The organism is Leifsonia sp. 1010 (assembly GCF_031455295.1).
Taxonomy (GTDB): Bacteria; Actinomycetota; Actinomycetes; order Actinomycetales; family Microbacteriaceae; genus Leifsonia.
The window spans coordinates 365,860-387,667 of the sequence record NZ_JAVDSL010000003.1 but is presented as its reverse complement, the minus strand read 5'-3'; the positions used below and the strand labels follow the sequence as shown (position 1 = coordinate 387,667).

Annotated in this window: 22 protein-coding genes; 12 read left to right on the top strand and 10 right to left on the bottom strand. The window is 69.7% G+C overall.

Features of this window, described 5'->3' with window-relative positions; all coding sequences use genetic code 11:
* Window positions 1-7: 7 nt before the first annotated feature.
* A complete protein-coding gene (locus tag J2Y42_RS15415; RefSeq protein ID WP_309860245.1) occupies window positions 8-538 on the bottom strand; it encodes a flavin reductase family protein in 531 nt (176 codons plus the stop codon).
* A gap of 79 nt (window positions 539-617) precedes the next feature.
* Here J2Y42_RS15415 and hisD point away from each other — a divergent pair, with 79 nt between their 5' ends.
* The 3 genes from hisD to J2Y42_RS15400 are packed head-to-tail and all read left to right on the top strand — an operon-like array spanning window position 618 to window position 3,479.
* The gene (hisD, locus tag J2Y42_RS15410) at window positions 618-1,928 is read left to right on the top strand and encodes a histidinol dehydrogenase (RefSeq protein ID WP_309860243.1); all 1,311 of its coding nucleotides are present in this window, start codon (window positions 618-620) and stop codon (window positions 1,926-1,928) included.
* Window positions 1,929-1,944: 16 nt separating this feature from the next.
* Window positions 1,945-2,415, top strand: a complete 471-nt coding sequence (gene nrdR, locus J2Y42_RS15405) for a transcriptional regulator NrdR (RefSeq protein WP_018191352.1) — start codon at window positions 1,945-1,947, stop codon at window positions 2,413-2,415.
* 20 nt (window positions 2,416-2,435) lie between these two features.
* The gene (locus J2Y42_RS15400; protein WP_309860240.1) at window positions 2,436-3,479 is read left to right on the top strand and encodes a quinone-dependent dihydroorotate dehydrogenase; all 1,044 of its coding nucleotides are present in this window, start codon (window positions 2,436-2,438) and stop codon (window positions 3,477-3,479) included.
* On the opposite strand, the gene J2Y42_RS15395 is transcribed toward J2Y42_RS15400, so the two are convergent.
* Both J2Y42_RS15395 and J2Y42_RS15390 read right to left on the bottom strand, forming a co-directional pair.
* Entirely contained in the window at window positions 3,447-4,388 is a 942-nt protein-coding gene (locus J2Y42_RS15395) for a ribonuclease HI family protein (protein WP_309860239.1), read from the bottom strand. The two genes, J2Y42_RS15400 and J2Y42_RS15395, sit on opposite strands and share 33 nt — an antisense overlap.
* A 1-nt stretch (window position 4,389) precedes the next feature.
* On the bottom strand, window positions 4,390-4,986 hold the full coding sequence (locus J2Y42_RS15390) for a DUF3043 domain-containing protein (RefSeq protein ID WP_309860237.1): 597 nt from the start codon (window positions 4,984-4,986) through the stop codon (window positions 4,390-4,392).
* 41 nt (window positions 4,987-5,027) lie between these two features.
* Between J2Y42_RS15390 and J2Y42_RS15385 the strand changes: the two genes are divergently transcribed.
* The 5 genes from J2Y42_RS15385 to J2Y42_RS15365 all read left to right on the top strand — a co-directional run bounded on the left by J2Y42_RS15385 (window position 5,028) and on the right by J2Y42_RS15365 (window position 10,149).
* Window positions 5,028-6,482, top strand: coding sequence for a dipeptidase (locus tag J2Y42_RS15385; protein WP_309860236.1), 1,455 nt, complete (start codon window positions 5,028-5,030; stop codon window positions 6,480-6,482).
* A gap of 94 nt (window positions 6,483-6,576) precedes the next feature.
* The gene (erpA, locus tag J2Y42_RS15380; protein ID WP_089910115.1) at window positions 6,577-6,933 is read left to right on the top strand and encodes an iron-sulfur cluster insertion protein ErpA; all 357 of its coding nucleotides are present in this window, start codon (window positions 6,577-6,579) and stop codon (window positions 6,931-6,933) included.
* A 144-nt stretch (window positions 6,934-7,077) separates the two neighbouring features.
* Window positions 7,078-7,965: a cytochrome c oxidase subunit II gene (gene coxB, locus J2Y42_RS15375; RefSeq protein ID WP_309860233.1), complete on the top strand. Its 888-nt coding sequence runs from the start codon at window positions 7,078-7,080 to the stop codon at window positions 7,963-7,965.
* A gap of 9 nt (window positions 7,966-7,974) precedes the next feature.
* Entirely contained in the window at window positions 7,975-9,723 is a 1,749-nt protein-coding gene (ctaD, locus tag J2Y42_RS15370) for a cytochrome c oxidase subunit I (RefSeq protein WP_309860232.1), read from the top strand.
* A gap of 3 nt (window positions 9,724-9,726) precedes the next feature.
* Window positions 9,727-10,149 carry a cytochrome c oxidase subunit 4 gene (locus J2Y42_RS15365; protein WP_018191344.1) on the top strand — a complete coding sequence of 141 codons (423 nt, stop codon included), beginning with the start codon at window positions 9,727-9,729 and terminating at the stop codon, window positions 10,147-10,149.
* Window positions 10,150-11,008: 859 nt separating this feature from the next.
* On the opposite strand, the gene J2Y42_RS15360 is transcribed toward J2Y42_RS15365, so the two are convergent.
* The 5 genes from J2Y42_RS15360 to J2Y42_RS15340 all read right to left on the bottom strand — a co-directional run bounded on the left by J2Y42_RS15360 (window position 11,009) and on the right by J2Y42_RS15340 (window position 16,169).
* On the bottom strand, window positions 11,009-11,827 hold the full coding sequence (locus tag J2Y42_RS15360; RefSeq protein ID WP_309860229.1) for a methyltransferase domain-containing protein: 819 nt from the start codon (window positions 11,825-11,827) through the stop codon (window positions 11,009-11,011).
* A 95-nt stretch (window positions 11,828-11,922) separates the two neighbouring features.
* The gene (locus J2Y42_RS15355; protein ID WP_309860227.1) at window positions 11,923-13,539 is read right to left on the bottom strand and encodes a ubiquinol-cytochrome c reductase cytochrome b subunit; all 1,617 of its coding nucleotides are present in this window, start codon (window positions 13,537-13,539) and stop codon (window positions 11,923-11,925) included.
* Window positions 13,536-14,603 (bottom strand): ubiquinol-cytochrome c reductase iron-sulfur subunit, encoded by a 1,068-nt coding sequence (locus tag J2Y42_RS15350; RefSeq protein WP_018191341.1) that lies wholly within the window; start codon window positions 14,601-14,603, stop codon window positions 13,536-13,538. Before J2Y42_RS15350 ends, J2Y42_RS15355 begins: the two co-directional genes overlap by 4 nt.
* A 58-nt stretch (window positions 14,604-14,661) precedes the next feature.
* Entirely contained in the window at window positions 14,662-15,501 is an 840-nt protein-coding gene (locus tag J2Y42_RS15345; protein WP_309860225.1) for a c-type cytochrome, read from the bottom strand.
* Window positions 15,502-15,524: 23 nt separating this feature from the next.
* A complete protein-coding gene (locus J2Y42_RS15340) occupies window positions 15,525-16,169 on the bottom strand; it encodes a heme-copper oxidase subunit III (RefSeq protein ID WP_026307206.1) in 645 nt (214 codons plus the stop codon).
* A 132-nt stretch (window positions 16,170-16,301) separates the two neighbouring features.
* Between J2Y42_RS15340 and trpD the strand changes: the two genes are divergently transcribed.
* Genes trpD through dhaM form a run of 4 tightly spaced genes read left to right on the top strand, consistent with a single transcriptional unit; the run spans window position 16,302 to window position 19,789 of the window.
* Window positions 16,302-17,351, top strand: coding sequence for an anthranilate phosphoribosyltransferase (gene trpD, locus J2Y42_RS15335; RefSeq protein ID WP_309860222.1), 1,050 nt, complete (start codon window positions 16,302-16,304; stop codon window positions 17,349-17,351).
* 40 nt (window positions 17,352-17,391) lie between these two features.
* Window positions 17,392-18,390 (top strand): dihydroxyacetone kinase subunit DhaK, encoded by a 999-nt coding sequence (dhaK, locus tag J2Y42_RS15330; protein ID WP_018191337.1) that lies wholly within the window; start codon window positions 17,392-17,394, stop codon window positions 18,388-18,390.
* Window positions 18,391-18,422: 32 nt separating this feature from the next.
* Window positions 18,423-19,064, top strand: coding sequence for a dihydroxyacetone kinase subunit DhaL (gene dhaL / locus J2Y42_RS15325; protein ID WP_309860220.1), 642 nt, complete (start codon window positions 18,423-18,425; stop codon window positions 19,062-19,064).
* A complete protein-coding gene (gene dhaM, locus J2Y42_RS15320; RefSeq protein ID WP_309860218.1) occupies window positions 19,061-19,789 on the top strand; it encodes a dihydroxyacetone kinase phosphoryl donor subunit DhaM in 729 nt (242 codons plus the stop codon). Before dhaL ends, dhaM begins: the two co-directional genes overlap by 4 nt.
* Before the next feature lie 62 nt (window positions 19,790-19,851).
* On the opposite strand, the gene J2Y42_RS15315 is transcribed toward dhaM, so the two are convergent.
* Window positions 19,852-20,388, bottom strand: coding sequence for a GNAT family N-acetyltransferase (locus J2Y42_RS15315; RefSeq protein WP_309860216.1), 537 nt, complete (start codon window positions 20,386-20,388; stop codon window positions 19,852-19,854).
* 5 nt (window positions 20,389-20,393) lie between these two features.
* Entirely contained in the window at window positions 20,394-21,707 is a 1,314-nt protein-coding gene (locus J2Y42_RS15310; protein WP_309860215.1) for an aminotransferase class I/II-fold pyridoxal phosphate-dependent enzyme, read from the bottom strand.
* Window positions 21,708-21,808: the final 101 nt, after the last annotated feature.

The window sequence follows — 21,808 nt, the reverse complement described above, 5'->3', positions numbered from 1 at the left end:
CGCCGGGTCAGACCGGGGTACCCGGGCGCCAGTAGGTGCGCTCGTGGTAGACGAGCGGGGCGTCGTCCTCGCCGAGGCCGCCCTGCTCGATCTGCACGACGACGACGGCGCTCTGGTGCACCTGCACGCGCTCGACGATGCGGCCGACCATCCACGCCGTCGTGTCCCTGATCACCGGCAGCCCGTGCGGGCCGCGGTACCAGTGGTCGCCGAGGAAGCGCCGGCTGTTGTCGCCCGACAGCGTCTGCGCGACCTCGCGGTTGCGCACGCCGAGGGTGTGGATGACGACGCGCTCGGTCTCCGCGATGGCGGGCCAGCTCGACGCCGACAGCGCCATGTTGAACGTGGCGAGCGGCGGGACGGCGGCGAGCGAGGCGAGCGACGTCGCCGTGAACCCGACGGGCGTGCCGTCCTCCCGCTGGGCCGTGATGATGGCCACCCCGGCCGCGTGCCGCCGGAACGTCTGCCGGAAGGCCGCGAGGTCGGGGGTCGCGTCGGTGATGGCGCCGTCGGTGGGGTCGGGGGATGCGCTGTTCATACTGTTGGATACAAGCCCGAATCTGTGTGGACCATTCCGCGGGGGAGGGACTCGCCCGAGCGGATAAGGTGGATGGGCCATGATCCAGACCATCGACCTCCGCGGTGTCCAGCCTACTCGCGCCGCCTTCCAGCGACTCGTTCCCCGTCCCGTCGTGGACGTGCAGGCGGCGATGTCGGTCGCCTCCGAGCTGATTGACGACGTACGGCATCGCGGTGTCGCAGCGCTCACCGAGCAGGCGGAGCGTTTCGACGGCGCGGCTCCCGCATCCGTCCGCGTTCCGCAGGCCGAGATCGATGCTGCGGTCGAGGCGCTTCCCGCCGACGTGCGCGAGGCGCTGGAGGAGGCCATCGCCCGCGTGCGCGAGGCGACGGCCGCGCAGGTTCCGCCGCCCACCGAGACCGTCATCCGTCCCGGCGCCTCCATCGTGCAGCGCTGGGAGCCGGTCGAGCGTGCCGGACTCTACGTGCCGGGTGGAAAGGCCGTCTACCCGTCGAGCGTGGTCATGAACGCCGTGCCGGCGCAGATCGCGGGTGTCGCGTCCGTCGCCCTCGCCAGCCCCCCGCAGCGGGAGTTCGGGGGAGCGGTCCACCCGGTCATCCTCGGAGCGGCGGGCCTCCTCGGCATCGACGAGGTGTACGCGATGGGAGGCGCCGGTGCGATCGGCGCGCTGGCGTACGGAGTCGAGGAGCTCGGGCTCGACCCGGTCCAGGTCATCACCGGCCCGGGCAACATCTACGTCGCCGCCGCGAAGCGCGTGGTGCGCGGTCAGGCGGGCATCGACTCCGAGGCAGGCACCACCGAGATCCTCGTGATCGCCGACGACACGGCGGACCCCGCGTACGTCGCGGCAGACCTCGTCTCGCAGGCCGAGCACGACGAGGCGGCCGCATCCCTGCTGGTCACCGACAGCCCGGCGTTCGCCGAGCGGGTCGTTGCCGAGCTGGATGCGCTGGCCGGCGCCACCAAGCACAGCGAGCGGGTGCGCACCGCGCTGGGCGGCCCGCAGTCCGCCGTGGTGCTCGTGGACGACCTGGCCGCTGCCGCCGCGTTCAGCAACGCCTACGGCCCGGAGCACCTCGAACTGCAGACGGCCGACCCGCAGGAGCTCCTCGCCTCCATCCGCAACGCCGGCGCCATCTTCCTCGGGCCGACGTCGCCGGTGAGCCTCGGCGACTACCTGGCGGGGTCGAACCACGTGCTCCCGACCGGCGGACAGGCGCGGTTCTCGTCCGGCCTCGGCGCGTACTCGTTCCTCCGGCCGCAGCAGGTCGTGCAGTACGACCGCGAGGCGCTGCAGGAGGTCGCCGACCGGATCGTCGCCCTGTCGACGGCGGAGGACCTGCCGGCGCACGGAGAAGCGGTCACCCAGCGGTTCCGCACCCGCTGAGCGATAGAATCCCTCCATGTTCTGCCCCTTCTGCCGTCACCCGGACTCCCGCGTCATCGACTCTCGGACGAGCGACGACGGGCTGTCCATCCGCCGCCGCCGGCAGTGCCCGGAGTGCGGCCGTCGATTCTCGACGACGGAGACGGCGAGCCTCAGCGTGATCAAGCGCAGCGGGGTGGCGGAGCCGTTCAGCCGCGAGAAGATCGTGCTCGGCGTCCGGAAGGCCTGCCAGGGCCGCCCGGTGACCGACTCCGATCTCGCCGTGCTGGCGCAGAAGGTGGAGGAGACCATCCGGTCGACGGGTGCGTCGCAGATCGAGGCCAACGACATCGGCCTGGCGATCCTGCCGGAGCTGCGCGAGCTCGACGAGGTGGCGTACCTGCGGTTCGCGAGCGTCTACCAGGGCTTCGACTCGCTCGACGACTTCGAGGAGGCCATCCGCTCGCTGCGCCTGGCCCACCACGCGGAGCCGGTGCAGGTCGACTAGCCAGGTATTCTCGAACCGGCATGTATCGCGCATTCTTCGACCTCGTCCTGTCCCGGCTCGACCCCGAGCGGGCCCATCACCTCGCGTTCGTGGTGATCCGCGCCCTCCCGGCCGTCGGGCTCGGCGGGCTGGCCCGGCGCTTCACGGCCCCGGATCCGTCGCTCGCCGTCGAGGCTCTCGGCCTGCGATTCGACTCGCCGTTCGGCGTCGCCGCCGGCTTCGACAAGGACGGCGAGGGCGTGCTCGGTCTCGGCGCACTCGGTTTCGGCCACGTGGAGGTCGGAACGATCACCGCGCGGCCGCAGCCCGGCAACGACAAGCCGCGGCTGTTCCGTCTCATCCCGGACCGTGCGGTCATCAACCGGATGGGCTTCAACAACCACGGCGCCGGTGCCGCTGCCAACCGGCTGCTCCGCGTGCGACGTGCATCCCGGCGTCCCGTGCTCGGCGTGAACATCGGCAAGTCGCGGGTCGTCGCCGTCGAGGACGCGACCGAGGACTATCTCACCAGCGCCCGCGCGCTCGCACCGGTCGCCGACTACCTGGTGGTCAACGTCAGCTCGCCGAACACCCCGGGACTCCGCGGTCTGCAGGAGCTCGAACTGCTCGGCCCGCTCCTCACCGCGGTCAAGGACGTCGCGGGCACGACGCCGCTGCTGGTCAAGATCGCCCCCGACCTCACCGACGAGCAGGTCGAGCGCATTGCGCGCCTCGCCGTGGAGCTCGGGCTCGCGGGCATCATCGCCACCAACACGACGATCTCCCGCGACGGGCTCCACACCGATCGTTCCGTCGTCGAGGCAGCGGGCGCGGGCGGCCTCAGCGGCGCCCCGCTCGCGGCACGTTCGCTGGAGGTGCTGCGCCTCATCCGAGCCGTCGTGCCCGCTGAACTCTGCGTCATCTCCGTCGGAGGCGTCGAGACCGCTGAGGACGTGCAGGAGCGGCTGGATGCCGGGGCGACTCTAGTGCAGGGCTACACCGCGTTCCTCTACCGCGGCCCGCTCTGGGCCCGGCAGATCAACCGGGGGCTGCTACGCCTCCGGCGTGCCCTGGTGGAAGCGTAGGCGCCAGCGTCCGGAGCTGCGCACCCATAGCGAGCTGCGCAGGGTCGCGCCGCGCGCATCCGTCGTCCGTGCGGTGAGCAGCAGCGTCTCGGGGGCGACACGGTCGACCGCGAGCAGCTCCATGGCGGCCGCCTGGTCCTCTTCGACGGCCAGCTCGGAGATGATCGCATCCCGGCCCCAGAGACGGCCGGAGCGCCCGATCTCCTCGAACGAGGGATGCAGCAGCTCGGCGAGACGGGATGCGTCCGAGCGCACCGCGGGCTCCAGCAGCTCGCGCTCCAGTCGCGCGACGACCTGCTCGTCGGTCTCCTCGGCGGCGAGGTCGGCGAAGAGGTCGAGCTCGAGGGAGGCGTCCTGCGCGGGGGCGGGTGCGGCGGCTGCAGGGGGCGCGGTCGCGGGGGCCGCTGCCGCGCGTGCCGGAGCCGGCACCTCCGCGACGGCCGCTCGACCGGGCCAGCCCGGACCGATCGGGATCGGGTCGCCCTTCTGGTACGCAAGCGCGACGGCGCGAGCGCGCACATCCGCCGCTTCGTTGAGATCGTGGCCGGCGTGCCCCTTGACCCACTCGAAGCGGTAGCTCCGGTCCTGCAGGGCGCGATCGAGACGTTCCAGCAGCTCGCGGTTCAGGACGGGAGCGCCGTCGGCCTTGCGCCATCCCTTGCGCTTCCAGCCCGGCATCCACTTGGTCACCGCGTTGATGACGTACTGGCTGTCGCAGAAGATGTGCAGGTCTTCGCCCAGGTGCGCGGTCGCCTCCAGGAGGTCGATGACCGCCATGAGCTCGCCCTGGTTGTTGGTGCCGTGCGGCCAGCCGCCCGCGGACCAGTGGTCGTCGTCCACGTACCAGGCCCAGCCGGCCGGGCCGGGGTTGCCGAGGGCGGAGCCGTCCGCCGCCGCGACGATCGTCACGTCAGCTCGGGAACTGGCCGCGCTTGACCTGCGGCTTCGGCAGGCGCATGACCCGCAGCTGCAGCGCGCGCATCGCGGCATACCAGCGCAGGCCGCGCTCGACCTTCGTCGCGCCGAACTTGGCGGCGATGCGCTTGCGCACCAGGAAGCCGAGCACGAAGCAGTCGATGACCGCGATCAGGAAGAAGCCCCAGAGCGCGAACAGGCCGTAGACCTGCATCTCCGGCCACGGCAGGAAGGTCAGGATGATGACGATCAGCATTACCGGGATGAGGAACTCGCCGATCGAGAACCGGGCGTCGACGTAGTCGCGCACGTACCGCCGCTGCGGTCCGCGGTCGCGTGCGGTCAGATAGCGGTCGTCGCCGGCCGCCATGCCGAGGCGCGCCTTCTCACGCGCCTCCGCCTGCTTCTGCCGGGCGACGCGTGCCGCCTCCTTGCGGTCCGTCGGCACCAGCGGGCGCTTGCGGGCGGCCTCCTGCTGGCGGCGCGAGGGCGTCGGTGCGCCCTTGCCCTGCTTCAACCGGGCAGCCGTCTCTTCGGGGGTCTCGGCGACGGGCGTCTCCGCCTCGCCTGCCGCATTCTGTCGTTTCGCCAACTTCGAGCCTTCGCTTGTGGGGTCCGCTTAAGATTACCCGCATGACAGACAGCCAGCAGACCCCAGTTCCCGCGGCCGCCGACGATGCGTCGGGCGGACCGACCCCCGGCATCGAGGCGGAGGCCCGCGCCGCGGTCGAGGCGGGGCTGCCGTCGGCCGTCGCCGACCTCTCGCAGCTCGTCCGCATCCCCTCGGTGTCGTGGTCCGCGTTCGACCCGCAGAACGTGCGCCGCAGCGCCGACGCCGTCGCCGCGCTTCTGACCGACACGGGGATGTTCGACAGCGTCGAGATCAGGCAGGCGCCGATCGGCGACGGCGACGCGCTCGGGCAGCCGGCCGTGCTGGCCACGCGGGCCGCGAAGAACGGCCGTCCGACGGTCCTCCTCTACGCCCACCACGACGTCCAGCCCGAGGGCGACGAGGCGAACTGGGACACGCCGCCGTTCGAGCCGACCGTGCGCGGCGACCGCCTCTACGGCCGCGGTGCGGCCGACGATAAGGCGGGCGTGATGACGCACGTCGCCAGCGTCCGCGCCCTGCGCGACGTGCTGGGAGACGACCTCGAGGTCGGCCTTGCCGTCTTCATCGAGGGGGAGGAGGAGTTCGGCTCCCGCTCGTTCGCGAACTTCCTGCAGCAGAACAAAGCGGCTCTCGCGGCCGACGTCATCGTCGTCGCCGACTCCGACAACGTCGACGTGAACACCCCGGCGCTGACCGTCTCGCTGCGCGGCAATGTGACCTTCCGTCTCACCGTCTCGACGCTCGAGCACGCATCGCACTCCGGCATGTACGGGGGAGCGGCGCCGGATGCGATGCTCGCCATGGTCAAGCTGCTCGCCACCCTGCACGACGACGACGGTGCGGTGGCCGTGGAGGGGCTCACCTCGTACGACGCCGCGGCAGAGCCCCCGGCCTTTACCGAGGAGCAGCTCGCGGAGGACGCGGCGTTCCTGCCGGGCGTCACCAGCGTCGGTCGCGGTCCCATCCTGTCGCGGATGTGGTCGCAGCCGACCATCACCGTCACCGGAATCGACGCGCCGACCGTCGCCAACGCCTCCAACACCCTGCTGCCGAGCGTCGCCGTGCGGATCAGCTCCCGCGTCGCACCGGGCCAGCCCGCCCGCGAGGCGTACGAGGCGCTGGAGCGCCACCTGCGCGCGCACGCGCCGTTCGGCGCGCACATCGAGATCGAGGACGTCGACCTCGGCGACCCGTTCCTCGTCGACACCGACGGGTGGGCGGCGACCGAGGCGAAGCGCGCGATGACCGACGCGTGGGGCGCCGAAGCGGTCGAGACCGGCATCGGCGGCTCCATCCCGTTCATCGCCGACCTCGTCCGCGAGTTCCCGGCCGCTCAGATCCTCGTGACCGGCGTCGAGGACCCGGACACCCGGGCGCACAGCCCCAACGAGTCGCTGCACCTGGGCGTGTTCAAGCGCGCCGTGCTGACCGAGGCGCTCCTGCTGTCGCGGCTCAACGGGCGCACCGCATCCTGAGCAGATCCCGCGCTCTGCCGAATTTCCAGTTCGGCGACGTACAATCGACGCAGATTTCGTTCCGAAGTCCCGTTTCACCTTCGTGAGGAGTCCCATGACCGACACAACGCTGACCGCGACCAAGGCCCACGGAGTCGGCCTGACCGACGCCGCGGCATCCAAGGTCAGGAGCCTGCTCGAGCAGGAGGGCCGCGACGACCTGCGTCTGCGCGTCGCCGTCCAGCCCGGCGGATGCTCGGGTCTGATCTACCAGCTGTACTTCGACGAGCGCATGCTCGACGGAGACGCGACCGTCGACTTCGACGGGGTGGAGGTCATCGTCGACAAGATGAGCGTCCCGTACCTCGACGGTGCGACGATCGACTTCGAGGACACGATCCAGAAGCAGGGCTTCACGATCGACAACCCGAACGCGACCGGTTCCTGCGCGTGCGGAGACTCCTTCCACTGAGCGCCGTATAGCACAGAGAAACACATCGGGCCGCCCTCCACAGGGCGGCCCTTTTGTTCGGATCAGGGTGTCAGTCGGAGTAGGGTAGACACAGCCACATACAGTTGCATGTGAACTGTCCAGTAGTCACTCGAAAGGTCACCGGTGCGTCACAATCGCCGTCTCCGATGGGCTGCCATCCCGATCGCCGCGACGCTCGTCGTGGCACTCGCGGGCTGCACGCAGGCTCAGCTGCACGGATTCCTCCCGGGCTTCGTCGAGGGCGAGCCGCCCGTCACGAACCACACCGACCGCATCAGCGGCCTCTGGGTGACCAGCTGGATCGTCCTCCTCATCGTCGGCATCGTCGTCTGGGGCCTCACGCTCTGGGCGGTCATCGTGTACCGCCGCCGGAAGGGCCAGACCGGCCTCCCCGTACAGCTGCGCTACAACATGCCGATCGAGATCTTCTACACGATCGTGCCGCTCATCCTGGTGCTCGGCTTCTTCGCCTTCACCGCGCGCGATCAGAACGCCATCGAGCAGCCCTACGCGAACCCGGACGTCAAGATCCAGGTGTACGCCAAGCAGTGGGCGTGGGACTTCAACTACGTCAGCGACAACGTCTACGACCCGGGAATCCAGGTCCAGCCGGATGACAACAGCGCCACCCCCGGATCGGTCCAGGAGGGCGAGGTCCCGACCCTGTACCTCCCCGAGAACAAGAAGATCACGATCCAGCTCGACTCGCGCGACGTGATCCACTCCTTCTGGGTGCCGGCGATGCTCTACAAGAAGGACGTCATCCCGGGCAAGACCAACTACATGTACTTCGAGACGACCGACCGCACGGGCACCTTCGTCGGCAAGTGCGCCGAGCTCTGCGGCGAGTACCACTCGGCGATGCTCTTCAACGTGAAGATCGTGTCGCAGTCCGAGTACGACGCCCACATCAAGAGCCTCCGCGACCAGGGTTACGAGGGTCAGCTGGGCTCCGAGTACGACCGCAACCAGAACCTGCCCGGAACGGGCGCCCCGCAGGGCAACGAGTAGGACGCACAGATGACGACGACAGCACCGGCGCCGGGAGCGACCACCGCTCCCAAGCCTGCGCCCACGATCCTCACCGCGAACGGTGTGGCCCGTAAGGGCAACATCCTCGTGAACTACATCACGTCGACGGACCACAAGACCATCGGGTACATGTACCTGATCTCGTCGTTCGTGTACTTCCTCATCGGCGGCGTGATGGCGCTGATCATCCGCGCCCAGCTGTTCGAGCCGGGACTGCAGGTGGTCGCCACCAAGGAGCAGTACAACCAGCTGTTCACCATGCACGGCACGATCATGCTGCTCATGTTCGCGACGCCGCTCTTCGCCGGCTTCGCCAACGTGCTCATGCCGCTGCAGATCGGCGCACCGGACGTGGCGTTCCCGCGTCTGAACGCGCTGGCGTACTGGTTCTACTCGTTCGGCTCGCTCATCGCGGTCGCCGGCTTCCTCACCCCGCAGGGCGCGGCATCGTTCGGCTGGTTCGCCTACGCACCGCTCTCGAGCACGACGTTCTCGCCAGGAATCGGCGGCAACCTCTGGGTGCTCGGCCTCGGGCTCTCGGGCTTCGGCACCATCCTCGGCGCGGTGAACTTCATCACCACGATCATCACCATGCGCGCCCCGGGCATGACCATGTTCCGCATGCCGATCTTCACCTGGAACACCCTGGTGACCTCGATCCTCGTGCTGATGGCCTTCCCGGTGCTCGCCGCCGCGCTCTTCGCCCTCGCGGCCGACCGCGTGTTCGACGCGCACATCTACGACGCGGCGAACGGCGGAGCCCTGCTCTGGCAGCATCTGTTCTGGTTCTTCGGCCACCCCGAGGTGTACATCATCGCGCTGCCGTTCTTCGGCATCGTGTCCGAGATCTTCCCGGTGTTCAGCCGCAAGCCGATCTTCGGATACAAGACGCTGGTGTACGCGACGATCGCGATCGCCGCCCTCTCGGTCACGGTGTGGGCGCACCACATGTACGTCACCGGGTCGGTGCTGCTGCCCTGGTTCTCGTTGATGACGATGCTCATCGCCGTCCCGACCGGTGTGAAGATCTTCAACTGGATCGGCACGATGTGGCGCGGATCGCTCACGTTCGAGTCGCCGATGCTCTGGTCGATCGGCTTCCTGATCACGTTCACCTTCGGTGGTCTGACCGGCGTCATCCTCGCGTCGCCGCCGCTCGACTTCCACGTGTCCGACACGTACTTCGTCGTCGCGCACTTCCACTACGTGGTCTTCGGAACCGTCGTGTTCGCCATGTTCGCCGGCTTCTACTTCTGGTGGCCCAAGTGGACGGGCAAGATGCTCAACGACCGGCTGGGCAAGTGGCACTTCTGGCTGCTGTTCATCGGCTTCCACACGACCTTCCTCATCCAGCACTGGCTGGGAGTCGTGGGCATGCCGCGCCGGTACGCCACCTACCTGCCGTCGGACGGCTTCACCTGGATGAACCAGGTGTCGTCGATCGGCGCCGGCATTCTGGCGATCTCGATGATCCCGTTCTTCGTGAACGTGTACCTCACCGCGCGTAACGCGCCGAAGGTCACGGTGAACGACCCGTGGGGCTACGGCCGTTCGCTCGAGTGGGCGACCAGCTGCCCGCCGCCGCGCCACAACTTCACGTCGATCCCGCGCATCCGTTCGGAGTCGCCGGCGTTCGACCTGAACCACCCCGAGGCGGGCATCCCGGTAGGTATCGGACCCGCGAAGGACGCCCCCGACGCCCCTGTGCACGACGTCGCGAACGACGAGGTGAGGTAACCCATGCGCGCCAATGCCATCTTGTTCTGGATCCTGTCGATCTTCTTCTTGCTCTCGGCGGTCGTCTACACGCTGTGGAACCTGCTCGACCAGTCCCATCGCAACGTCGAGTGGGTCGGCACCATCGGCATGCTGCTCGGTGCGATCCTCGCCGCGTTCATCGCGTTCTACGTCGGCCGCTCCCACGCCTCGCAGGGCGGGGAGCTCCCGGAGGACCGTCTCGACGCGAACATCGACGACGGTGACCCCGAGCTGGGCCACTTCAGCCCGTGGAGCTGGTGGCCGGTTGCTCTCGCGTTCGGCGCGGGCCTGGTCGTCCTGGGCCTCGCCGTCGGTTTCTGGATCTGCTACATCGGCGTCGCCTTCGCCCTGGTCTGCATCGTGGGCTGGGTCTACGAGTACTACCGCGGCTACTTCGCGCGCTGAGCGCGCCGTCCGCGCCTGACGAGGGCCGTCTCCAACGGGAGGCGGCCCTCGCTGCGTATCGGGCCGCCCGGCGTCTCCGTCGTGTGCCGGCCAGGTCCGCACGGTTCGACACCAGCGGCGCTGCGCTGCCTCCCACTCCTGGCGCCTGCCGTCTCTGGGGCGCAACACGCCGTTATGCCACTGTCGCAACGGCGTGTCGCGACCCACGGACGCGGTGGTCGTGGAGGCGTCCTGTTGGAGGCCAGACGCTGTTCGAGCAGGATCTTGTCGTCTGTGAGGCGCAACGCGCCGTCACGGCGTCCGCATAGCGGCGTGTTGCGACCCACGCACGCGGGCGGTCGCGGCGCTCCTGTGGGCCCGGGGCGCTGTGCGGGCAGGCGTTTATTGCCTGTGGGTCGCAACGCGCCGTTATGGCGTCCGCGTAGCGGCGTGTCGCGCTTTACGGATGGGCGGTCGCGGGGCTCCGGTGGGACCGGGGCGCTGTGCGGGCAGGCGTCTGTCGTCTGTGGGGCGCAACGCGCCGTTACGGTGTCCGCGTCACGGCGTGTTGCGGCCCACGGATAGGGCGGGGCGTGGGTGCTCCCGCAGGACCACGGCGCTGTGCGGGCAGGCGCTTGTTGTCTGTGGGACGCAACGCGCCGTCATGTGCTCCGCGTAGCGGTGCGCTGCGACCCACGGACCGTGCGGTTGTCGCACGCGACACTGTTCGGTTCCCAGGGCGGAGGCGTCCGCCGGGAGGCCCGACCCTGTTCATCCAGTTGACGCAACACGCCGTCGTGGGTGACGGCATGACGGCGTGTTGCGTCAAGCAGGTGTGGACGGCGGGGCGCCTAGCGGAGGAAGGGACGGGCCGGCGGCGTCAGCGGCGGGCGAAGCGGAGGACGTCGACGGAGACGCGCGTGGCGTCGACGTCGGACGGGATGGCAGCGGCGCCTGTGGCGGCGTGACGCGCGGAAGGCCCCATGCCTGCCAGAGCGTCTCGGAGCGCCGGCGTGAGCGCCAGGTCGTACGCGACCGGTTCGCGCGCCAGGAGGGCGTACAGGGGCTCTGTGGCGGCGATGACCCCGTCCGCCTTGTCGGACGGGATGTCGAGCATCGTCCCGGCGGCGCGGAGCGAACCGAGGTGATCGGCGCGGGGGACCACCACCACGAGGGTTCCCTCGGGACGCAGCACGCGGTGGAACTCCGGGAGGTTGCGCGGCGCGAACACGTCGAGCACGGTGTCGGCCGCTTCCGAACGGACGGGCAGCGGACGCCAGGTGTCGGCCACGAGGCCGTCCATCCGCTCCGAGGAGCGCGCGGCGCGGGCGACCGCCTGCGGAGACAGGTCCATCGCGAGTCCCCGCGCGTCCGGGAGGGCGGAGAGGGCGGCACGGAGGTAGTGGCCGGTGCCAGCGCCCGCATCCAGCACGCGCGTCCCGGTGGCCGACGCTGCCACGGCGTCGGCGATGGGGGAGTAGGCGCCGCTCTCGAGCACCAGGTCGCGTGCATCGAGCATCTCGGCGGTGTCGCCCAGGTGCTTCGTTCCTCCGCCGAGCAGGACGACGTAGCCGCGCTTGTTGACGTCGTGGCGGTGCCCGTTCACACATCCCAGAGTGAGGCGCTCGACCGGTTCCAGATCGGCGTGGCAGACCGGGCAACGCAGCCAGGCGGCGAGGCGGGACGGATCAACGGACATCGGCAGCCCCTCGGTCGACGGAACGGAAACAACGGGCGGGAACGAGAAAGCGCCGGCGCGAATGAACGCACCGGCGCTTCCGACGGAGGCGGGCCTCAGTGGTGGTCGTGACCCGACTCGAGCTCGTTCCGGGTCGGCGGAACGATGCGGTCCTCGAAGAACCAGCGGGACAGGCCAGCGCGCATGCGGTTCGCGGCCGTGATCTTGCCCCGACGGTTCGGACGCAGCATCAGCGGCTCGTACGACTCGAACGACACCAGACGCCAGCGCTCGTAGTCGCTCAGCTGCTCGTGCACCTCGATGAACTCGCCACCGGGCAGCTTCACGATGCGGCCGCTCTCGTAACCGTGGAGGGCGATCGAGCGGTCCTTCTTCTGCAGCGCCAGGCAGACGCGCTTGGTCACGACGTACGCGATCAGCGGGCCGATGAACAACAGCGCCTGCAGGGTGTGGATGACACCCTCCATCGTCAGCTTGAAGTGCGTCGCGATGATGTCCGAGCTCGCCGCCGCCCAGAAGACCGCGTAGAACGTGACACCGGCAGCGCCGATGGCGGTGCGGGTCGCCGCGTTGCGCGGACGGTCCAGGATGTGGTGCTCACGCTTGTCGCCGGTGATCCACGCCTCGAGGAACGGGTAGATCATGACGGTCACGATGAACAGACCGAGGATCGCCACCGGAATGATGATGTTGAACGACCAGGTGCGGTCGAGCCACACGAACTCCCAGCCCGGCGGAACCAGACGCAGGGCGCCGTCCGCGAAGCCGATGTACCAGTCCGGCTGGGTACCCGCCGACACCGGGGAGGGGTCGTACGGGCCGTAGTTCCAGATCGGGTTGATCGTGAACAGCGAGGCGAGAAGCACCAGGACACCGAAGACGATGAAGAAGAATCCACCGGCCTTCGCCGCGTACACCGGGAGGACCGGGTAGCCGACGACGTTGCCCTGGGTGCGACCGGGAGCCGCGTACTGCGTGTGCTTGTGGATGACCACGAACATCAGGTGCAGCGCGATGAACGCCACGACGAACGCGGGCAGAAGCAGGATGTGCAGCGTATAGAGGCGCCCGACGATCGCCGTGCCCGGGAACTCGCCGCCGAAGAGCAGGAACGAGATCCAGGTTCCGACCACCGGCAGACCCTTGATCAGGCCGTCGATGATGCGGAGGCCGTTGCCCGAGAGCAGGTCGTCCGGGAGCGAGTAGCCGGTGAAGCCCTCGGCCATCGCCAGGATGAACAGCACGAAGCCGATCACCCAGTTCAGCTCACGCGGCTTGCGGAACGCGCCCGTGAAGAAGATGCGGAGCATGTGCAGGCCGATGGAGGCCACGAACAGCAGGGCCGCCCAGTGGTGGATCTGTCGGACAAGCAGACCGCCGCGCACCTCGAACGAGATGTTGAGCGTGCTCTGCATCGCGGAGGACATCTCGATGCCCTTCAGCGGCACGTACGAGCCGTTGTAGGTGACCTCGGCCATCGACGCCTGGAAGAAGAACGTCAGGAACGTGCCGGACAGCAGGATGACGATGAAGCTGTAGAGCGCGACCTCGCCGAGGAGGAAGGACCAGTGGTCGGGGAAGATCTTGCGACCGAACTCCTTGACGGCCCCTGAGATGCTGGTGCGGTCTTCCAGGTAGTTCGCGGCTGCCGCCGTGAAGCCACCCTTCTTGGCCGTCGTCGTTGCCGCGGGTGCGGCGGTCGTGGTGCTCAATGGCGCTCCCAGAAGCTTGGGCCGACGGGCTCGGTGAAGTCGCTGCGGGCGACCAGGTAGCCATCGGCGTCGACGGTGATCGGCAGCTGCGGCAGCGGCCGCTTCGCCGGTCCGAAGATGACCTGCGCTTCGTGCGTGATGTCGAACTGCGACTGGTGGCACGGGCAGAGCAGGTGGTGCGTCTGCTGCTCGTAGAGCGCCACCGGGCACCCGACGTGCGTGCAGATCTTGGAGTAGGCGACGATGCCGTCGTAGTTCCAGTTCTCACGGCCCTTGGACACGTGCAGGTCCTCGGGCTTGAGGCGCATGAGGAGCACGGCCGCCTTGGCCTTCTCCTCCAGCATGTTCTCCGACTCGTTGAGGCCTTCGGGGATCACGTGGAACGCGCTCCCGAGGGTCACATCCGAGGCCTTGATCGGGGTTCCGGTTGGGTCGCGGGTGAGCCGGACCCCCTTCGCCCACATCGTGTTCGAGAGCAGCTCGACCGGGTCCTCGTTCTCGGGCGCGAGGCCGCGGAACAGGACGACGGCGGGCAGCGGGAAGGCGATCAGTGCGCCGATGAGGCTGTTGCGCACGAGCGTGCGCCGGCTGAAGCCGGACTCCTCGTCGGCCTGGCGGAAGATCTCCGCGGCGCGCTCGGTGGTCGCCTCGCTGCCGCGCACGGGGTGACGGAGGTCGACGCCCTCCTTCTCGTGCATGAGGGCCTTGCCCCAGTGGACGGCGCCGATGCCGATCGCGAGGAGCGCGAGGGCTCCGCCGATGCCGATGAACAGGTTGTTCAGGCGGACCGAGCCGGGGTCGCCGTCGACGATCGGGAAGGCGAGGTAGGCGGCGACCGCCCACACCGAGCCCGCGATCGACAGGTAGAACAGCGTGTAGACGGTGCGCTCGGCGCGCCGTTCCTTCCGCGGGTCGAGGTCGGTGACGCGCGGGCGGTGAGGCGGGAAGCCGGGGTTCTCGACGGCGTCGCGGATGATCACCGCCGTCCCGGGGTCGCCGGTGCGGTGCGCCTCAGACGAACTGGCGGGCGTCAGCTCGCGACCGCCGTTCTCGTCCTGTGCCATTGCTCTCCTTCTTACGCTGTGGTTCGTGCCTGTGCGGGCCGACTAGTTGGCCAAGTGGCTAATTGGATTTGGCCGTGATCCACACGGTGAGGGCGACGATGGCGCCCAGACCGAAGATCCAGAGGAACAGACCCTCGGCGACCGGGCCGAGGTTGCCCAGCTCGAAGCCGCCCGGGGACGGGTTGTTCTGGATGTACTTCAGGTACGTGATGATGTCGGCCTTGCCCTGCGGCGTGATGTTCAGGTCGTTGAAGACCGGCATGTTCTGCGGGCCGGTGACCATGGCCTCGTAGATGTGCTCGGCGCTGACGCCGGTGAGCGGCGGGGCGTACTTGCCCTCGGTGAGCGCTCCACCCGCGCCGGCCACGTTGTGGCACATGGCGCAGTTGATGCGGAACAGCTCGGCGCCGTGGGCGGCGTCGCCCTTCCCGTCGAGGTACTTCTGCTCGGGGATGGACGGCCCCGGGGCGAGGGACGCGACGTAGTCGGCGAGGGCCTTGACCTGGTCGTCGGTGAACTGGACCGGCTTCTCCTGCGCCTGCGGGCCCTGCATCTGCATGGGCATGCGGCCGGTGCCGACCTGGAAGTCGACGGCGGCCGCGCCGACGCCGATCAGGCTCGGGGCCACCGAGGTGCCCTGGGCGTCGAGCCCGTGGCAGGTGGCGCAGTTGGCCTGGAAGAGCTTCTTGCCCTCGTCGACCGAGTTCTGGCTGGCGGCGGCCACCTGCGGCTCGTCGGCGGATGCGGTGGTCGTCGTGAACGCGGCGTACGCGCCGCCGGTCAGTCCGAGGCCGATCGCGAGCAGCGCGACGGTGGCCAGCGGGTGTCGACGGCCGGCCTTGCGGGCGGGCTTGCCCGTGCGAGGCTGGGTGGCCGGGCGGGGGTTTTTCGGACGCATGGGGTGAAGAACGCTCCTGTTTCCTATCGGATGATGTAGATGACCGCGAACAGTCCGATCCACACGACGTCGACGAAGTGCCAGTAGTACGAGACGACGATGGCGCTCGTCGCCTCCTTGTGGCCGAAGATCTTGACCGCGAACGCGCGGCCGATCACGAGGAGGAAGGCGATGAGCCCGCCCGTGACGTGGAGGGCGTGGAAGCCCGTCGTCAGGTAGAACGCCGATCCGTAGGCGTTGGAGCTGAGGGAGATGCCCTCCGAGACGAGGGTCGCGTACTCGAGCACCTGGCCGGAGACGAAGACCGCGCCCATCAGGTACGTCAGCGTGAACCACTCGACCATGCCCCAGCGCCAGAACTGCAGCAGACCGCCCGTGCGGCGCGGCTGCATGCGCTCGGCGGCGAACACGCCGAACTGGCAGGTGACCGAGCTGAGCACCAGGATCAGCGTGTTGGTCGCCGCGTACGGGATGTTGAGGTGCTGCGTCTCGGCGGCCCACAGATCGGGCGACGTCGACTTGAGGGTGAAGTAGATCGCGAACAGCCCCGCGAAGAACATCACCTCCGAGCCGAGCCAGACGATCGTGCCGACGGCCACGACATTGGGCCGGTTGATCGCCGGCGCACTCGCTGAGGGAGAAATGGAGGTGCTCGTCACGTAACCCATTATGGCTGAAAAGAACCCTTGGTTTTCCCACCTGAGGGGCGGGAATCGACCGGATTTCCGGTTAGGACAGCCTTACCGGGCACCGATCGGCCGCTATCGCCGTGGCGTGTCGCCCGCCGATAGGATCGCTTCATGGTCCACACGCAGTCCTGGTCGTCCGTGCTGACGTCTCTCCTGGCGGGGGAGCACTTGAGCGTTGCGGACGCGGCCTGGGCCATGGACCAGGTGATGACCGGCGAGGCGACGGACGCCCAGCTGGCGGCCTTCCTCATCGCTCTCCGCGCCAAGGGCGAGACGGTGGATGAGATCGTCGGGTTCCGCGACGCGATCCTCGACCACGCCGTCCCGCTGGTGGTCGATCCGATGGCGCTCGACATCGTGGGAACCGGCGGCGACCGCTTCGGCACCGTCAACGTGTCGACGACCGCGTCGATCGTCGCGGCGGCCGCAGGCGTCCCCGTCATCAAGCACGGCAACCGCGCCGCGAGCTCGTCCTCCGGCTCCTCGGACGTGCTGGCCGCCCTCGGCATCGACCTCACGCTCCCGGCCGACCGCGTCGCCGAGGTGCTGCAGAAGGTCGGCATCACGTTCGCCTTCGCCAGCGCGTTCCACCCCGGGTTCGGCCACGCCGGCCCCGTCCGCGCCCAGCTGGGCGTCCCCACCGTCTTCAACTACCTCGGACCGCTGTGCAACCCGGCGCGCCCCGAGGCGTCCGCGGTCGGCGTCGCGACGCTCGACCGCATCCCGCTCATCGTCGGCGTGTTCCAGACCCGCGGTGCGACCGCGCTGGTATTCCGCGGTGACGACGGGCTCGACGAGCTGTCGACCACCGGTCACAGCCACGTCTGGGAGGTCTCGAGGGGCCTCGTCACCGAGCACGACATCGATCCGCGCGATCTGGGCATCCCCCGCGCGCGGATCGACGATCTGCTCGGGAAGGACGCCGCGTACAACGCGGCGGTCGTGCGTGCCGTGCTCGCGGGCGAAGAAGGCCCCGTGCGCGACATCGTCCTGCTCAACGCGGCGGCCGGGCTCGTTTCCTTCGAGCTCGCGTCCGACCCGTCGAGGGTTCAGGAATCCATCCTGGATCGGTTCCGTTCGCAAATGGCGGTCGCTGCCCGAGCGATCGACTCCGGGGCTGCGGCCGCGAAGCTCGACGAGTGGGTGGCGGCGACGCACTGACAAAGTGGAGCATTCCACTGGAATGGAAGGAAGGGTTTCGATGAAGAAGCTCATCAACGACGTACCCGACGTCGTGGCCGAGTCCCTCGCGGGCTTCGGCCGGGCACACGCGGACATCGTCACGGTGTCCCAGGATCCGCGCTTCGTCTCCCGGGCCGACGGCCCGGTGCAGGGCAAGGTCGGCCTGGTCAGCGGCGGTGGCAGCGGCCACGAGCCCCTCCACGCCGGCTTCGTCGGCAAGGGGATGCTCGATGCCGCCGTGCCCGGCGAGGTGTTCACCTCGCCGACGCCCATGCCGATCGTCGAGGCCACCAAGGCCGCCGACGGCGGCGCGGGCGTGCTCCACATCGTCAAGAACTACACGGGCGACGTGCTCAACTTCGAGACGGCGGCCGACCTGGTGGCGGCGGAGGGCATCACCGTCCGCTCCGTGGTGACCAACGACGATGTCGCCGTGCAGGACTCCCTGTACACGGCCGGCCGGCGCGGTGTCGCGGGCACGGTCCTGGTCGAGAAGATCGCCGGAGCCGCGGCGGACCGCGGCGACGACCTCGACGCGGTCACGGCCATCGCCGAGCGCGTCAACGCGAATGTGCGCTCGATCGGCCTCGCGCTGACCGACGGCACCGTGCCGCACGCCGGAGAGCCCGGCTTCGTGCTCCCGGAGGACGAGATCGAGTTCGGCGTGGGCATCCACGGCGAGCCCGGTCGCGAGCGCATCAAGCTGGAGCCGGCGGACCGCCTGGTCGACCGGATGATGGATGCGGTGCTCACCGACCTCTCGTTCGACGGCTCGCAGGTGCTGCTGTTCGTCAACGGCATGGGCGGCACGCCGCTGTCGGAGCTGTACATCCTGTTCCGGCGGGCGGCCGAGGTGCTCGACGAGCGCGGCATCACCCTCAGCCGCTCGCTCGTCGGCAACTACGTCACGTCGCTCGAGATGCAGGGCGCATCCATCTCGCTCCTCAAGCTGGACGACGAGCTGACGCAGCTGTGGGACGCCCCCGTCCACACCGCGGCTCTGCGCTGGGGCCTGTAGGAAGCCGGAACGACAACGAGGAGGAGGCGTCGATGACGCTGGACACGAACTGGGTGAGGCAGTGGATCTCCGCCGCGGCGGCATCCATCGGCGAGCACAAGCAGGAGCTGAACACGCTCGACCGGGAGATCGGCGACGGCGACCACGGCGAGAACATGGACCGCGGGCTGCACGCATCGGTCATCGCCCTGGAGAAGCTGCCGGACGACACCACGCCGAACGCGGCGCTGCGCTCGGTCGCCATGACCCTGATCTCGACGGTGGGGGGTGCGTCCGGTCCGCTCTACGGCACGGCGTTCCTCAAGGCGGCCGACCCCGTCGGCGACGGAACCGAGATCGACGAGAAGGCCATCGTCGCGGCCCTGGCGGCCGCGCGCGACGGCATCGTGTCCCGCGGCAAGGCCGAACCCGGCGACAAGACCATGATCGACGCATGGACGCCCGCGGTGGACGCCGCTGCTGCCGCCCAGGAGTCCGGGGCTTCGGCCGCGGGCATCCTGGCGGCTGCCGCGGACGCCGCCGAGAAGGGAGCGGAGGCGACCGAGCCGCTCGTCGCCCGGAAGGGCCGCGCGAGCTACCTCGGCGAGCGGTCGGCCGGGCACCGCGACCCGGGCGCCCAGTCGACGGCGCTGCTGCTGCGCGCCGCGGCGCAGACCGCCGAGGCGGCCGGATGACCGCGAAGGTCGGCGTCGTCTTCGTCTCGCACAGCTCCCAGATCGCCGCGGGGATGGTGCAGCTCGCCGGTCAGATGGCGGGCTCCGTGCGGCTCGTCGACGCGGGCGGAACCGACGACGACGGGATCGGCACCAGCTTCACGAAGGTCATGTCCGCCGTGTCGGAGGCCGACGGCGGCGATGGCGTCGTGGTGATCAGCGACCTCGGCTCGGCTCTGCTCACCGCCGAGACGGTGCTGGACATGCTCGACGAGGCGCAGCGGTCCCGCGTGCGTGTCGTGGACGTGCCGTTCGTCGAGGGCGGGGTCGCTGCCGCGGTCGCCGCGGAGTCCGGCGGGAGTCTCGACGAGGTCGTCGCCGCTGCGGAGGGTGCGGTGGATGCGTGGGCCGGGAGGTCCGGCGGTGAGCCGGCGGCCGCATCCACTCCGGCGGCACCTGCCGCCGAACCTGCAGGCGCCGAGCCCGCCGGTCCGTACGAGCGCGAGGTGCTCGTGCGCAACCCGGAGGGGCTTCACGCCCGCCCTGCCGCGGAGTTCGTCAAGCTCGCGAACACCTTCCCGGTGAAGGTGACCGTCAACGGCAAGGACGCGAAGAGCCTCCTCGGCATCATGTCGCTCGGGCTCACCGCGGGCTCCACCGCGCGCATCTCGTCCGACGACCCCGACGGTCGCACCGCGGTGGACGCTCTCGCCGACCTCGTCGACACAGGCTTCGGCGAGGTCTGACCGCATCCACGCCATCAGCTCCTGAGTTTTTCGCCCGACACGCCGTCGGGAACGCGAAAAACTCAGGAGCCGGCGGTGGGGGACGTGGGGGAGGTACGCGTCAGCGGGAGTTGCATCTCGCGCTCGTCGGCGGTGCGGTCGAGCGGATAGGGCTGCGTGCGGCCGGTGAACGTGAAGCCGCGGCGGAGGTACGAGCGGATGGCCGGTTCGTTGTCCTCGTGCACCTCCAGCAGCAGGCGGTCGCCGCGCCCGCGCGCCCAGTCGATCACCGCATCCAGCAGCGCGTCCGTCATTCCGTGCTCGCGCCCGCGCCACGCCGGTGACACGTAGACGCCGACCAGGTACGGATCCCGCGACGGCGCGGACTGGAACCCGCCCATGCTGCCGAGCCACCGGCCGTCGTCCGCGACCGCGGCGAACAGCCGGCTCGTCGACGACGTGTTCGCCGCGCGCCTGCGCCAGTGCTCGTCGGGATGCGCGCGCGCCTGCTCGAGCGTCTCCAGGAACGCGATGGGCGCATCCTCGAGCATCTCGAACCGCAGCGCGCGGTACGCCTGCCAGTCGTCCTCCGTGCTGGCGCGGACCGTCCAGCCGGCCATGCGGGTCAGTCCCGCGCGGACAGCAGGGTCTCCGCCTCGGCGAGGAGGATCGCCGTGCAGAGCCCGTCGAGCGCGGTCGTCAGCTCGTCGAGCGGCGGGAAGGTCGGGGCGATGCGGATGTTCGCGTCGCGCGGGTCGTCGCCGTACGGGAACGTCGCCCCGGCCGGTGTGACCGCGATGCCGGCCTCCTTCGCCAGCTGCACGGCGCGCTTCGCGGCGCCGTCGATCACGTCCAGGCTCACGAAGTAACCGCCGCGCGGCGCCGTCCAGGTGCCGCCGCCCCACGGTGCGAGCCGCTCGCGGAAGGCCGCGTCGACGGCGGCGAACTTCGGCTCCAGGATGGCGCGGTGCTTCTCCATGTGCGCCGCGAGGCCGTCCGCGTCGCGCAGCAGGTCGACGTGGCGCAGCTGGTTGAGCTTGTCGGGGCCGATGCTCTGCACCGAGAGGTTGTGCAGCATCCACTCGACGTTGGACGGGGAGGCGCCGAAGAACGACACGCCAGCGCCCGGGTACGTGACCTTGGAGGTGGAGGCGAACACGAGCGGACGATCCGGGTTGCCGGCCTCCGCCGCCAGGGCGAGCACGTCGATCGGCTCGGGGCGCTCGTCGGTGAGGTGGTGCACCGCGTACGCGTTGTCCCAGATCAGCCGGAAGTCGTCGGCGGCCGGGAGCGACACGAGCGCCCGCACGACCTCCTCGGTGTACACGGCGCCGGTCGGGTTCGAGTACACCGGGACGCAGAACATGCCGCGGATGCTGTCGTCCGTCTCCAGCAGCGACGCGACCGCATCGATGTCGGGGCCGTTGTCGTTCGACGGCACCGGGATGAGCCGGATGCCGAGGCGCTCCGCGATGGTGAAGTGCCGGTCGTAGCCGGGGACGGGGGCCAGGAAGCTGATCGGGCGACCGGCCCACGGCAGCTCGCCGCCCGGAACGCCGTGCAGCAGGGCGAACATGACGGTGTCGTGCATGAGCGTCAGGCTGGAGTTGCCGAGCGCGAGCAGCTGCTCGACCGGCACGCGCAGTGCGTCAGCGAAGATCGAGCGGAGCTCCGGCAGCCCCGTGGCGCCGCCGTAGTTGCGGAGGTCGGTGCCCGCGGCGTCGCGGTAGCGGCCATCGGGGAGGTGCAGCAGGTCGTTGGAGAGGTCCAGCTGCTCGGCCGACGGCTTGCCGCGCGTCAGGTCGAGCTTCAGGCCGGCGGCCTTCAGGTCGTCGTACGCGCGGGCGAACGCGGAGTGCGCCTCGCGGAGCGCGGCGGTGTCGAGCTCGGCCAGAGGGGACGGGCGGAGAGTGGAGGCGGAGTGGGCTGCTGACGTCACGTCATCGATCGTACCGGCGCTGCTTCACGGCGCGCTCAGCCGGCGTGTGCGAACATCCGGAGTGTGACCGACGATCTGCACAAGGGCCGCGGCCGGACCCG